Genomic DNA, 13,267 nt, shown 5'->3' with positions numbered 1-13,267 from the left:
GAAATGCGCTGGTCAGGAGCGGTGCTCGACGATGCCGCCGAGGCGCCAACGGCGCGCCACCGGCGCCGCCCCGAGGGACTCGGCGAGCGCCACCGCTTCGGCAACCGCCTCCGCATCACCGCAGGCGAGGGCCTCGGCCCGCGTCCACACGCACCCGCGGTCCGCCCAGATCGCCGCGGCGCCCGCCCAGTCCCCGTCGACCAGCAGCGCGTAGGGCCGGTCGATCCCGGCCGGGGCGGCCACGCCGGGCTCGGCCCGCCACAGCCGCAGCGCCAGCTCGCCTGCGAGCCACCGGTGGCGTCGCACCGCCAGCGGCAGCCACCGCCGGGCCTCGGCGGCGGCCCGCGCGGTGTCGCCGTTCAACCAGAACAGCTCCGAGCGGGCCGCCGCGACCGGCCCGACCCACTGCATCTCCCGCATCGGGTACGCGTAGTCGGCGGCCTCGTCCAGCAGTGCGAGCGCGCCGTCCTCGCCGCGGCGCAGGCGCAGCAACGCCAGCGCCACCAGCCCCGGGAGCCGCGCGTTGCCCGCGATGCCCACCCCGTCCAGCACGGTGGCGGCATCGCTGCGCGCGCCGTCCCAGTCGCCGCGCTCCACCCGCAGCCGGGCCCGCAGGCCCGTCGTGAACCGCGCATACCCGTGCAGATCGCGGTCCACCGCCACCCGCAGCGCCCTGTCGAGCAGCGGTTCGGCCCGGCCGTGCCGGCCGCGCTGCAGCGTCGTGGAGGCCAGGTTGACCAGGGCCCGGGTGGCCTGGTCGGGCAGGCCCGCAGCGGCGGCCGCGGCGTGCGCCTGCTCCAGCTCGCTGCCGTCCCACTCGGGTTCCAGGTCGAACCGCGCGCCGCCGACGGTGATGAGGCCGTCGACGGTGGTCGCGACGTCCCCCAGCCGCGTCGCCAGCGCGCTCGCCCGCCGGCCCCAGTCCAGCGCCTCCGACGGCCGGTTGGTGAGCATGTACCGGGTGGAGAGCTGCCCGTAGGCCCGCGCGAGGGGCCGGCCCGGTGGGACGGTCTCCAGCACCTCCACCGCCCGGTGGCACGCCGCCCACGCCTCGTCGACCCGCCCGCTCCACCAGTGGATCCGGTTGAGCAGCAGCAGCGCCTCGCCGGTCCGCTCCGCGTCGCCCACCGCCTCCCAGTGCGCGAGCGCGCGGCGCAGCTCCGCAAGCCCCTCCTCGGCGAACCCGGCCGCGAACGCCTGGGCGGCGAACTCCTGCCGCAGCTCGGCCCGCTCCGTCCCGGCGAGCCGGTCGACGTGCGGCAGCACGGCTCGCAGGTGGCCGACCGCCTCGCGCCGGGCGTCGACGGCCGCCGCCCGTCGAGCCGCGGCCGGCGCGTGCCTCAGCAACGCGCCGACGTCGCCGGCGAGCCGGGCGTGGTGGGCGAGCCGGGCCGGGTCGGCCGACTCCTCGGCCCGCTCCAGCGCGGCCAGCGCCGTGGCGTGCAGCTCGGCCCGCCGCACCGGGGACAGCGACTCCTCGACCGCGCGGCGCAGCAGCTCGTGCCGGTAGGCGACGCGGTCCTCCCGGGCCACGAGCACCCCGCGGGCCAGGCACGTCTCGACCGCGGCGGCCGCGCCGGCGAGGACGGCGGGGTCGGCGTACCCGGGCAGCACCGACACGAGCCGGGCGACGGCACGAGCCGGCTCGGGCAGCGGGCCCAGCCGGGCCAGCATCAGGTCGCGGACGGTCGGCGGCACGTCGGACGGGCCCGCCGCGAGCAGCTCGCTGACCAGCAGCGGGTTGCCGCCGGTCACCGCGTGGACGTCGGTGGCGGGCCGCCCGGCGCGGCGGGCCAGCTCGGCGACGCCGTCCGGGGACAGCGGCGCGAGCGGCAGCCGCACCACGACTTCGCGCGGGAGCGTCGCGAGCGCCGCGTGCAGGGGGTGCTCGGCGCCGATCTCGTCGTCGCGGAAGGTCACCACCAGCAGCGACCGCGTCCGGGCGATCCGCCTGCCCAGGAACGTCAGCAGGTCGAGCGTCGCCCCGTCGGCCCAGTGCACGTCCTCGATCACCAGCACCGGCCGGGGCCGGTCCGAGGCGGCGTCCAGCTCGTCGAGCACGGCGGCGAACACCGTCTCGCGGCGGGCGTCGCCGGCCAGCGCCGCGGCCAGCGCTCCGCCGGTCTGCCGGCCGACGTCGTGCAGCGGCCCCAGCTCGCGCGGCGTCAGCAGCGGGTCGCAGGACCCCCACAGCAGCAGCACGTCGCCCGCCGCCCGCGCTGCGAACGCGGTGACCAGGGTCGTCTTGCCGACGCCCGCCTCGCCGCTGACCAGAACGACCCGTCCCGCGCCCGCCGCCAGCAGCCCGTCGAGGCGCCGGAGGGGCTCGGCCCGCTCCAGCGGCGCGGCGGGCGTCAGCTCGGGTGGCGGCCCGGCGACGCGCTGCGGGGGCTCGGGTGGGCGCTCGGCGTCGCCGGTGAGGATCTGCCGGTGGACGGCGCGCAGTGCGGCGCCGGGATCTGCACCCAGCTCGTCGCGCAGCCGGCCGCGCACCTGCCGGTAGGTCTCGAGCGCGGCGGCCTGCCGGCCACTGCGGAACTGCGCGAGCATGAGCTGGCCGGCCAGCCGCTCGTCGAGGGGATGGGCACGGGCCGCGGTCGCGAGCTCCGCGAGCAGCTCACCGTGCCGGCCGGCGCGCAGCGCGGCGTCGTTGCGATCCAGCTCGACGGCGAGGCGTTCGGCGTCGAGGGCCACGCGCAGGCCCGCGAACCACGGCGCGTCGGCGCCGGCGAACGGCTCGCCACGCCACAGGGCGAGCGCGCGGGCGTAGAGCGCGACGGCCTCGGCCGGGCGGCGCTCGGTGCGCGCGCGGGCGGCCAGGCCGCGGAACAGGTGCAGGTCGACCGACAGCGCGTCGACGGACAGCTCGTAGGCGTCGTGGCGGCGGGCGATGCGCACGTCGCCCGCCGCGGCGAGCAGGTGACGCAGCCGCGACAGGTAGGCCGACAGCGCGTTGCGGGCGCGCAGCGGCGGCTGCTCGGCCCACACCCGGTCGATCAGCACACCGGTCGGCACCGGCCGGTTCACCTCGACCAGCAACACCGCGAGGACCGCGCGCTGCCGGGCATGGCCGATGTCGAGAGGGTGGCCATCGACCAGCGCCTCCACCTGGCCGAGCAGCCGGAACTCGGTCCCCATCGTCGCTCCCGATCCGACCGCGCGGCCCCGGTCGCCGAGCGCGCGGTGCGGCGTCCCAGTCTGGGGCATGCACCGGCCGCGCACCATCGACCGACCGAAACGCGCGGTCGGAGTGCCGGGACGGCGAGCGCCGGCGGGTGCGTCAGCGGTCCCGGGCCGGCCGGCGGCTCAGGACGACGACCCCGTCCTGCATCCGGGCCGGCACCCCGCGTCCGCCGGCTCGAGCAGGGGGCGTGGGTCCACCCGTCCCCTCACCCGCCCAGGAGCCCGCCGATCTGGGTGACGATCGTGAGGCCCGCGAGGACGCCGAAGAGCAGGACCGCCCACCCGAGCGCGACGGCGCGCCCCGCCGTGATCCCCACGCCCTTCGGCAGCACCCGCCGGTTGAGCACGATGAGCAGCGCCGCGTAGATCGCCATCATCGTGCCGCCCACGCAGGCCGAGATCACCAGCAGCACGATCGGCTGCGACAGCCCGAGCAGCAGCACGGCACAACCGATCAGCACCAGGCCCCAGACCAGGGCGAAGTAGAGCACGCTCTCCCTGGCGCGTGGCAGGTAGGCGGTCTTGAGGACGTCGGCGGCGAGCCGGCTGGTGTAGTCGACGATCCCCAGCGCCGCGGCGAACAGGGCGAAGGCACCGATGAACCAGAAGAACGCGCCGAACCACGCGCCGACGGTCGCGCTGAGCACCTCCCCCTCCACGCGCAGGAAGCCGATGTCGTCGGGCAGGTCGGGCCGGCCGAAGACGGTGGAGTAGGCCAGCAGCGACGTGAACAGGATCGAGACGAACGTGATGGCCACGAACGTGTACAGCTGCTCCTTGTTGGCGAAGCGCCACCACGAGCGCCAGCGGGCCATGTTCTCCTCGGTGGGCTCGAAGACGAACCCGGTGCTCGGGGCCGCCTCGGGCTCGCCGGTCAACGGGCTCACGATGCGCGGCACGTAGTGGCCCATGCCGAAGCCCTTGTCCCGGATCCAGTTGCTCTGCACGAGGTTCTGCCCGCCACCGGCGCCGGCGAACGCGAGCGCCCCGAGCAGCAGCGCGAACCCGAGCTGGCCCACGGGAACGCCCGCGTTCGTGACGACCTGCGGGAGGTCGGCCCACGCCTGCGCGGAGATCGCGAAGATCGCGCCGACGACCAGCAGCACCAGCACCGCCGCGACCTTCAGCATCTGGGCGCGCTCCAGTGCGACGTACACGACCGGCGCCAGCGTGAGGATCAGCGCGATCGCGAGCAGCATCCCGATCGCGATCCACCGGACCTCACCGCCCCACAGGTAGGTGACCAGTGTCGCCGAGCTGGTCGCCCAGCCCGGCCAGAGGTTGGCGAAGTAGGTCAGGATCGCGAACACGAGTCCCCAGTGCCGCCAGAACCGGCTGAACCCGGTCAGCGCGGTCTCGCCGGTGGCGAGGGTGTAGCGCTCGATCTCCATGTTCAGGAAGTACTGCGTGGCGAGCCCGACGAGCGCCGCCCAGACGAAGACCAACCCCACCTGGGACGCGATGTAGGGGAACAGGATGAACTCGCCGGACGCCAGGCCGACCCCGGCAGCGATCACCCCCGGGCCGATGATCCGCCACGTCGAGCGTGGCGGTTCGGGCATCGGCCGCACCTCGGGCGGCGCCAGGTGCCTGGTGGGGAATCGGCTCACGACCGCTCGGCCGCCGTCGCTCGTTGCCGCCATGCTCGCCTCCTCGCAGACGCCGTCGCCGGGAACCGGCGGAAGCAGACGACGGTTCCCCGGCCACCGCACGCGGAAACCGCCGCCCGGCGATCGTCAGGCGGCCGTCAGGCCGGGGGTGGGCCGCATCCCCGGCGGAGGAACGACAGGACATCGTCAGGTCCACGGTCCTCGACCGGACCGTGAGCGGGTAGCCGGGCGGAGTGGCGCGGATACCGCCCACGACACACCGTTCGAGGAGGTAGACATGCCCGCACCGCAGCCCGCTCGTCCCGGCCGGCGACGAGCCGTCGTCGCCGCTCTGGCCGCGACCGCCGCCCTGGCGCTCGCAGGCTGCGCGGCCGACGAGGTCCCGGCACCGGCGCCGGCACCGCCGGCCGCACCCGACCCTGCGCCGCCGCAGCCGGATGCCGCCGATCCGCCGCCGGACGAGGCGACGATCGCCTGGACCGGCACCGTGTGCAGCGCGGTCGCACCGGTCGTCGAGACGCTCCGGACGCCACCCCCGGTCGACTTCACGAACGCGGCGGCCACCCGCGAGGCCTACCTGGCCTACAACGACGCCACCCTGCAGGACGCCGAGCAGGCCGTGCGGCAGGTCCGGGACGCCGGAGCACCCCCCGTCGAGGGCGGTGACGAGCTCACGCAGGAGGTCCGCACCCAGGTCGAGGACCTCACCGAGGACCTCACCGAGGCCCGGGTCCAGCTCGAGCGGGCCGACCCGGACGACGTCGGCGCGATCGGGCACGCGGTCGCGACCGTGGGCAACCTGATGGGCTCGCTGGGCAACAGCGTCCAGGCCATCGGCGAGATCCGCACGGACCCGCGCCTGGACGCCGCCTTCGAACAGGCCCCGGAGTGCCGGCAGCTGACCGCGATCGGGGAACCGTACTGACGTCTCCCCGGCGGCCGCCGCTGCACCGCGCGTCCGGAGCCGGCGCGGTTCCGCCGTCAGGATGCCGACGGTGCCCGGGATCGCCACCAGGAGCAGACCGGCGTCGTCAGAAGCGGCAGGCGCCGACCGCGACCTCCTGGTTGCGCGCGACCGCGTCCTCCACGATCGGGCGGAGCTCGGCCGCGGTGAGCGCGTACGCGGAACCGCCCTCGGGGTCGCCGGCGAACACGACTCCCCCGACGCGGCCGCCCGCCGTCACGAACGGCCCCCCGGAGTCGCCGCGCTCGACGTCGGACGTGAGCACCAGGACGTCCCGCCGCACGGTGTCCTGCCCGTAGATGTCGCGACCGACGGCGTCGATGCGCGCGCGCACCGTCGCCGGCCGGACCACCATGTCCCGCTGCCCGCCCGGGAAACCCAGGCTCGCGCCCTCGGTCCCGCGGGTGACCGGCCCCTCCGCCCACGGGATCGGGGCGGCGGTGACGTCGGGAGCAGCGAGCACGGCGACGTCGAGTGCGGGGTCGACGTGGATCGGGACGGCCTCGTGCGCTCCGTCCGCATCCCGCACGCTGATCTCCCCGAACCCGGCGACGACGTGCGCGTTCGTCACGACGAACCCGGGCGCCACGACGAAGCCGGACCCGGATCCGATCGCTCCCCCGCATCCGGAGGTGCGGATCTGCACGGTGCTCGGCTGCCCCGCCGCCGCCGCGGCACGCACGGCCGCGTCGGCGGTCGCCGGCACCGGCGGAGCGGCGATGGCGCCGCGTCCGGGGCCGGTGAACACCTGCGGGAAGCCCTGCTCGTCGAGGAACGCCGCGATGCGGCCGACGACCGCGGGGTGGCGGGGCAGCACCCGGTCGAGGGCCTGCACCACTTCCGAGCCGCGGACCTGCTGCGCCACCGCGGGAACCGGGCCCTGGGCGAGCACGCCCGAGAGCAGCCACACGACGAGGACGAGCCAGGCCGCGCCGACACCGACGCCGACCACGCGGTCGGCGGTCCCCGCCCCGACCTGCTGGGCCGCCCGGCGCAGCCGCAGCCCGACCGCGATGCCGATCCCCTGCCCCACCAGCACCGCGACGAGGAGCAGGACGAGCGTCACCGCCGTCGTGGTCGGGCCCGCCCCGGACACGACGGCCGAGGCGACCTGCGGGGCCAGCCAGACCCCCAACAGGAGCCCGAGCGCGAACCCGCCCAGCGCGGCGACCTGGGACACCGCTCCGTGCCGCCACCCCTTGAGCAGCACGTAGCCGAGCACCAGCACGAGCAGCGCGTCGAGGACGTTCGGCGCGAAACCCTCCGTCGCCATCCCGTCACCTCGCCGTCCGCCTCATCCGCGCCGCTGCCCAGCCGCTGGCCCGGGTGCCCCCGAGCAGGCCGAGGGAAACCGCGATCGCCTGCGGTCGTCCGGCGGGGCGACGGGCCGGGACCGTCTGCAGTCGTCGGGCTGCATGGCGCCTCACCGGCCGTCGTTCGCGTGTCCGTGGTCCGCGGCGAATGCCGCGAGCACGTCGTCGACCGTCCCGCCGACGTGGAGGAACGCCCGGTCGAGGACACGAGCGATGTCGTCGAGCGCGCACGTCAGGACGGTTGCGGCGAGCCGCACGTCCGCCCGATCGGAGGACGCGCCCGCCCGTGCGAGGCGCAGCGCGTGCACCAGCGTGACCGCGAGAGCGGACGACCGGTCGACCTCGGGGAAGTAGTAGGTGATCGCGTACTCGGTCAGGTCGACGCGGATGCGGGTGATCTCGGATGCCAGGTCCGCCAGCAGCGCGCCGGCGGTGGCCGCTTCCAGACGGGGGATCGAGTGCGCGGCATCCGCCCGGTCCAGCATCGCGAGTCGCAGCGCGAACGCCCGTCGCCGGTTGAGCGCGGGGTAGATCTGCAGCACCCACGAGACCGCCGCGGTCAGCAGCCCGAACCCGACGACGGCCTGCAACGGCGTGGCCAGGCGGAGCCAGTCCGCGCGCGGCACGATGTCTCCGAAGCCGAGCGTCGCGGTGGTGACGAGGGACAGGTACACGGCATCCAGCGGCCCTCCCCTGCGGCCCGGTTCGAGGCCCGTCGAGTAGGCGAAGCCCTCCGGGAGGTGCGGCCCGTACACCAGCGCCCATCCGAGCACCACGAGCGCGGTCCACGCCCCGACCACCGCCGCCATCGCCAGCGGCCCGGCGAGCGGGCGCGCTCGTCGGCGACGACGGTTGCACAGGTTCCACACGAGCCTCGTGGTCGCACGGCTGAGGGTCCCGCGGCCGCTCGGGAACCAGAGGGTGCGGAACACGTCCCGCACGGCGGCGACGACGACCCCGAGCCCGACCAGCGAGATCACCCAGTCCACGGTCGTGTTCCTCACCTCGCCCGATCCGCCCTCCGCCTCCGTACCCGTGCGGACGCCGCGGCTCACCACCGCAGCGGATCCCGGCACCGATCCGGTTCATCGTGGCCGCCACCGGGAATGGCGGGGCCGACCGCAATCCCGTCCGGAAGGTGCTCGGCCGATGGACACCGTGCTCGTGCTGTTCGCAGCGACCGTGCTGGTACTCGGCCTGGCGTCCCGGCTGCTGAAGCGCCACGCGCTCTCCCCCGTCCTGCTGGCCGTCGCCGTCGGTGTCCTCGTCGGCCCGGACGTCCTCGGCTGGCTGGACCCGGCAGCGACGATCGGACGAACTCGGCTGCTCGAGGAGGTCGCCCGCGTGGCACTGGCCCTCGGCGTCGCCGACATCGCGCTCCAGGTCACCCGCGACGACCTGCGGCGCAACGGGCGCCGCATCGCCCTGCTGCTCACCGTCGTGATGGTCGGCATGTGGCTCGTCACCGCTGCGGGTGCCGGGCTGCTGCTGGGATTGCCGCTCGCCGTCGCGCTGCTCCTCGGCGCTGCGTTGACGCCCACCGATCCCGTGGTGGCGTCGGCGCTGACGAGCGGGGCCCTCCCGAGCCGGATGCTGCCGCGCCGCCTGCGCCGCAGCCTGCAGGTCGAGTCCGCGGCGAACGACGGGCTCGCGCTGCCGTTCGTGCTGCTCGCCGGGCTGCTGGCCACCGAACCGGCGGGAACCGCCCTCACGCACTGGCTCGCCGAGGCCGGCCGGGAGCTGGGGATCGCGATCGCCATCGGTCCGCTGCTCGGGTGGGCCGCAGCCCGCCTGGCCCGGCTGGCAGAGGAGGACGAGTTGATCGCCGGCAGCTACGTCCCGCTGTTGGGGGTGGCCACCGCGCTGCTCGCCCTCGCCCTGGTGCACCTGCTGGGCGGCAGCGGCGTGCTCGGGGCGTTCCTGGCCGCGCTGGCGGTCTCGCTGGCCCTCCCCGACACCCTGCGCACACCGGTCGGCGAGACGTTGTCGGCGGCGAGCCGCGTCGGGGTGGTCGCCGTGTTCGGGGTGTTCGGCACCGTGCTGCCGTTCTCCGGGTGGGTCGCACTCGGCGTCCCCGGGGTGCTGTTCGCGGCCTGGGTGCTGCTGCTGCGCAGGCCACCCGTCGCGTGGGCCGCACTGGCTGTCACCGACACCGGCGCACGCTCGCGCACCTTCCTGGCCTGGTTCGGTCCGCTCGGCGTTGCCGGGATCTACTACCTCGCCTACGCCGAGCGCTACCGGCTCCCCGAGTACGAGCAGGTGTTCGCCGCCGGGACCCTCGCGGTCTGCGCGTCCGTACTGGTGCACACGCTCACCTCCACGCCTGCGGTGGAGCTCTACGCCCGCCGCTCCGGAACCGAACGTCCCGAGGGGGAGACCGTCGAGGTACCGGGGCCGCTGCCCTGAGGGTCCGTCCGCCGGCGGAGGCCATGGCCGCGTCACCGGCAGGGTCGGGCAGTACCACCGCGTGTGGGGGAACGGGGAACCGATACGACCCACCCTCCACAAAAGATCGAGATTTCCGCGGGCCACTGCTCATGACGTTCTCCTGACAATGAACCTTTCCCAGTAGTGATCAACGTCGCGGGTTGATCAGGTTGTGCGGCCGTGCTCGTGGTGGAGAAGCACGAGCGCTGCGGCGGTGATGGCCCCGATCCGCCACGGGCACAGGCTGACCCGGCGCAGCGCCTTGAACGTTGTCTTAAGCAGGGAGTTTCCGCGTTCGGCCAGGGCGCGGGTCGCGGAATGCAAGGTGTTCACAGTCCGCTGCTCGACCGAGAGTTTCTGCCCGCGCACCGCCTTGAACGGACAGGTCAGCCGCTGGTTCTCGCCTTCGTAGCCCAGATCGGCCAGGGCAGCGTGACCGGTGTCGGTCCAGGCATCGAGCGTGGGCAGCAGGTCGGGGTGGGCGCGGGCGCAGGTGGTGTCGTGTTCGCGACCCGGGCGCACCGGGGAGGTCCACACCGGCCACCCGTCCGGCGCGGTCACCACCTGCACGTTCCCGCCATGGTGCTGGTGTTTGCCCGACCACCACAGATCCACCCCGGGGGTCGGGCCGAGCGCCTTGGACCGGTCGGTGCGGATCAGCGTGCCGTCCAGGTGCACATGGTGGTATCCGGCGGCGTGCGCGGCCAGCAGTGCACCGTGCAGGCTCGGTGCTGCTGCGGCGAGCACGTCGATCGCTTCGTGCAGGTAGCGGTAGGCGGTCGAGCCGCTGACCTGGTTATCCGCGGCGAGCTGGGCGACCCGGGTGCCGTCGAGGAACCAGCGCAGCACCAGGATCGCCTGCCGGTAGCAGCCCAGCGCGCGCCGGCCCCGACGGGTGCCACGGCGAGTGCGCTCGCCGGACAGCAGGCCGGACACGAACGCGACGGTGGACTCCCCGATCGGGAGCACAGCGGTGTAGGTGACAGGATCGGGCACGCGGGACCTCGGTGTTCAAGTCGATCTTTAGGCGGACCGACTCTTCTACCGGGGTCCCGCACCCCTCTTGATCATCTCCGCGTCGTCGGCGTGTCGCCGCACGCACCCAGCCCCGCTACTGGGAAACGCTCAATATCCCGCCTCCGGTTGCCGGAGGCGTTACCACGGCCTCTGCTGACGTCCATGAATCTCGCAGCAGCGATACCGAGCGGCAGCGAGCAGGTACTCGCTGCGGCCCCCCTCGCAGGCATCGAGGACGCGATCAACGCGGTCTTCGATCCGATCTCGGCGGCGCTCTCGGCGTTCGTGTTCGCCGAGATCACGATTTTCGGGATCACGTTCCCGTGGATCGTCGGATGGCTGGTCGTCGCGGCCACCCTGTTCACCGTCTACTTCGGCGCCGTGCAGTTCCGCAAGTTCGGCCTGGCTCTCCAGATCGTGCGCGGCAGGTACACCCGCAAGGACGAACCCGGCGAGATCAACCACTTCCAGGCGCTGAGCTCCGCGGTGTCCGGCACGGTCGGTCTCGGCAACATCGCAGGTGTCGGCGTCGCGGTGACGATCGGCGGGGCCGGGGCCACCTTCTGGATGATCGTCGCCGGACTGCTGGGCATGTGCACGAAGTTCGTGGAGTGCACGCTCGGGGTGAAGTACCGCGAGTACCACGCCGACGGCACCGTGTCCGGCGGGCCGATGCACTACCTGCGCAAGGGGGTCGCCGAACGCATCCCCGGGGCCACCGGCAAGGTCATCGGCCGGGTGCTGGCGGCCGGCGCCGCGGTCTTCATCCTGTTCTTCGGGATCGCCGGCGGCAACATGTTCCAGGCGAACCAGACGTTCGCGCAGCTCCGGGACGTCACCGGCGGCAGCGACGGGCTGCTCGGCGGGGGCGGAGCCTCCTTGATCTTCGGGATCCTCCTGGCGATCGTCGTCGGGGCGGTGATCTTCGGCGGCATCACGTCGATCGGGCGCGTCACGAGCCGGCTCGTGCCCTCCATGGCGATCCTCTACGTCACCGCCTGCCTCGTGGTGATCGTCGTCAACATCACGTCGGTGCCGGCGGCGTTCGCCGCGATCATCGGCGGCGCCTTCAACCCCGAAGGCGTGGCGGGCGGCGCGATCGGCGCGCTGATCGTCGGTTTCCAGCGGGCGGCGTTCTCGAACGAGGCCGGTCTGGGTTCGGCGCCGATCGCGCATTCCGCGGTGAAGACGAAGCACCCGGTCACCGAGGGCTACGTGGCGATGCTCGAGCCGTTCATCGACACCGTGGTGATCTGCACGATGACGGCCCTCACGATCGTGATCGCCGGGACGCCCTTCTACCGCGACGCGCAGGCGAGCGCTTTCGCGGGCGGCGAGACCCCCGACGGCGTGCTGGTGACGTCGGACGCCTTCGGAACCGTCCTTCCCGGATTCCCCTACGTGCTCACGGTGGCGATCGCCCTGTTCGCGCTCTCCACGGTGATCACGTGGGCGTACTACGGGCAGAAGGCCTGGACGTACCTGGTGGGGAAGAGCCGCACGACGGAGCGCATCTACCAGCTCGGGTACTGCTTCTTCGTCGTGGTCGGCTCCGTGCTCACCCTCGACGCGGTGCTCAGCTTCGCCGACGCGGTGCTGTTCCTGCTCGCCCTGTTCAACATCATCGGCCTCTACCTGCTGGCGCCCGTCGTCAAGCGCGAGGTCGCGGCCTACCGGCAGAAGCTCGACAGCGGCGAGGTCAGCAGGATCCCGCACAGCTCCCGGCGGTAGGGACGGGTCGGTCACGTCGAGGGCAGTCGGTCGGGAGCAAGCAGGCGCGGGCACGGGCCCCGGCACCTGACGAACACCTGACACCCTGCCCGGGCAGCGGGTCCGGATGTGGGAATGCCGGGTGCACCGGGGACTCACACACCAGGTGCCGCCGCCGGCAGACCCCTCCGGCGGCCCCGTCCTCGACACGGAGTGTTCCGGATGTTCCTGACCCTGCGCATCCTGGGCCTGGTCGTCGTCGCGGTCTTCGCCGCCGCGGGCCTCGCCGTCGCCTCAGCGATCCTCCCGCTGCTCATCGGACTCGCCGTACTGGTCGGCCTGGCCGCGCTGTGCCTCCGGGAGGAGGATCCGCGGTCGGCCACCTCCCGGTTCGGAGGCCGCCCGCTCCGGCAGGCGGCAGCGGCCGCAGGCGGGGCCGTGGTCGCCGTCTACGTCGTGGTCGGGATGACCACGCTGCTGGGGGGCGCGGTCACGATGCTGGCCGTGGCCACGGCGCTGGCCGCCCTCGGCTACCGCCGCGTCCGCAGGGGAACAGCCCGGGACACCGGGCACGACCCCCACCCGGGTGCGGACGCAGCGGAAACCGGCGACCCGATGACCTGCGGCCCGTCCGGGGACGGCCTCGGCCGCTCGCCCGCGGACGCCGCCGGGACCGAGGCCGGCGCCGGCCGGTTGCTGCCGGCCGACCCGGCCGCCCTGTCCACCACCGAGCTGTGCCGCGCCTGGCGGCTGAGCTACCTCCTGCTGCAGAAGGCACGCGCCCCGGAAGCGCTCGCCGACGCCGCCGAACTCCGGCGCCGCTACCTCGACGAGATGGCCCGGCGCCATCCGGCGGGGTTCCGCCGCTGGCTCGAGGACGGCGCCCGGGCCGCGGGTGACCCGTCCCGCTACGTCCGGCGATCGGCGCGTCCGGTGGACCCCGATGAGGACCGGACGACTCGTGAGGGGCGGTGATGCGAGTCCGGGGCTCGCACCCGGCCGGGTCGGTGTGCGAGAAGCACAGGACAGCGGTCGCGAGGACC

Annotated in this window: 9 protein-coding genes; 4 read left to right on the top strand and 5 right to left on the bottom strand. The window is 74.2% G+C overall.

The genetic code is table 11. From position 1 onward, the window contains the following. Positions 1–12 precede the first annotated feature (12 nt). Together FB558_RS44195 and FB558_RS41270 are read right to left on the bottom strand one after the other, a co-directional pair. Positions 13–3,138: an ATP-binding protein gene (locus tag FB558_RS44195; protein ID WP_211367217.1), complete on the bottom strand. Its 3,126-nt coding sequence runs from the start codon at positions 3,136–3,138 to the stop codon at positions 13–15. A 251-nt stretch (positions 3,139–3,389) separates the two neighbouring features. Beyond that, positions 3,390–4,745 (bottom strand): Nramp family divalent metal transporter, encoded by a 1,356-nt coding sequence (locus tag FB558_RS41270; protein ID WP_246107140.1) that lies wholly within the window; start codon positions 4,743–4,745, stop codon positions 3,390–3,392. A gap of 325 nt (positions 4,746–5,070) precedes the next feature. Between FB558_RS41270 and FB558_RS41265 the strand changes: the two genes are divergently transcribed. Further along, positions 5,071–5,718 (top strand): hypothetical protein, encoded by a 648-nt coding sequence (locus FB558_RS41265; RefSeq protein WP_142064766.1) that lies wholly within the window; start codon positions 5,071–5,073, stop codon positions 5,716–5,718. Positions 5,719–5,824: 106 nt separating this feature from the next. On the opposite strand, the gene FB558_RS41260 is transcribed toward FB558_RS41265, so the two are convergent. Together FB558_RS41260 and FB558_RS41255 are read right to left on the bottom strand one after the other, a co-directional pair. Then, positions 5,825–7,030, bottom strand: a complete 1,206-nt coding sequence (locus tag FB558_RS41260; RefSeq protein WP_142064763.1) for a MarP family serine protease — start codon at positions 7,028–7,030, stop codon at positions 5,825–5,827. 150 nt (positions 7,031–7,180) lie between these two features. Then, positions 7,181–8,074, bottom strand: coding sequence for a potassium channel family protein (locus FB558_RS41255; RefSeq protein WP_211367216.1), 894 nt, complete (start codon positions 8,072–8,074; stop codon positions 7,181–7,183). A 145-nt stretch (positions 8,075–8,219) separates the two neighbouring features. Here FB558_RS41255 and FB558_RS41250 point away from each other — a divergent pair, with 145 nt between their 5' ends. Next, positions 8,220–9,476 (top strand): cation:proton antiporter domain-containing protein, encoded by a 1,257-nt coding sequence (locus FB558_RS41250; protein WP_142064760.1) that lies wholly within the window; start codon positions 8,220–8,222, stop codon positions 9,474–9,476. 186 nt (positions 9,477–9,662) lie between these two features. Here the strand turns inward: FB558_RS41250 and FB558_RS41245 are convergent, their stop codons facing one another. Continuing rightward, positions 9,663–10,466: an HARBI1 family protein gene (locus FB558_RS41245; protein WP_170231439.1), complete on the bottom strand. Its 804-nt coding sequence runs from the start codon at positions 10,464–10,466 to the stop codon at positions 9,663–9,665. Positions 10,467–10,676: 210 nt separating this feature from the next. Here FB558_RS41245 and FB558_RS41240 point away from each other — a divergent pair, with 210 nt between their 5' ends. Together FB558_RS41240 and FB558_RS41235 are read left to right on the top strand one after the other, a co-directional pair. Further along, positions 10,677–12,245, top strand: a complete 1,569-nt coding sequence (locus tag FB558_RS41240; RefSeq protein ID WP_142064757.1) for an alanine/glycine:cation symporter family protein — start codon at positions 10,677–10,679, stop codon at positions 12,243–12,245. Positions 12,246–12,446: 201 nt separating this feature from the next. Next, positions 12,447–13,199 carry a hypothetical protein gene (locus FB558_RS41235; RefSeq protein ID WP_142064755.1) on the top strand — a complete coding sequence of 251 codons (753 nt, stop codon included), beginning with the start codon at positions 12,447–12,449 and terminating at the stop codon, positions 13,197–13,199. Positions 13,200–13,267 lie beyond the last annotated feature (68 nt).

It is taken from the genome of Pseudonocardia kunmingensis, from assembly GCF_006716445.1.
GTDB lineage: Bacteria > Actinomycetota > Actinomycetes > Mycobacteriales > Pseudonocardiaceae > Pseudonocardia > Pseudonocardia kunmingensis.
Note: the sequence above shows the minus strand (reverse complement) of the source record. Positions and strands in the feature narration are given on the sequence as shown.

Bases quoted from the DNA above. Each gene is read 5' to 3' on its own strand.
- FB558_RS44195 (WP_211367217.1), bottom strand. From the start codon at position 3,138: ATGGGGACCGAGTTCCGGCTGCTCGGCCAGGTGGAGGCGCTGGTCGAT.
- FB558_RS41235 (WP_142064755.1), top strand. From the start codon at position 12,447: ATGTTCCTGACCCTGCGCATCCTGGGCCTGGTCGTCGTCGCGGTCTTC.
- FB558_RS41240 (WP_142064757.1), top strand. From the start codon at position 10,677: ATGAATCTCGCAGCAGCGATACCGAGCGGCAGCGAGCAGGTACTCGCT.
- FB558_RS41260 (WP_142064763.1), bottom strand. From the start codon at position 7,030: ATGGCGACGGAGGGTTTCGCGCCGAACGTCCTCGACGCGCTGCTCGTG.
- FB558_RS41270 (WP_246107140.1), bottom strand. From the start codon at position 4,745: ATGCCCGAACCGCCACGCTCGACGTGGCGGATCATCGGCCCGGGGGTG.
- FB558_RS41250 (WP_142064760.1), top strand. From the start codon at position 8,220: ATGGACACCGTGCTCGTGCTGTTCGCAGCGACCGTGCTGGTACTCGGC.
- FB558_RS41265 (WP_142064766.1), top strand. From the start codon at position 5,071: ATGCCCGCACCGCAGCCCGCTCGTCCCGGCCGGCGACGAGCCGTCGTC.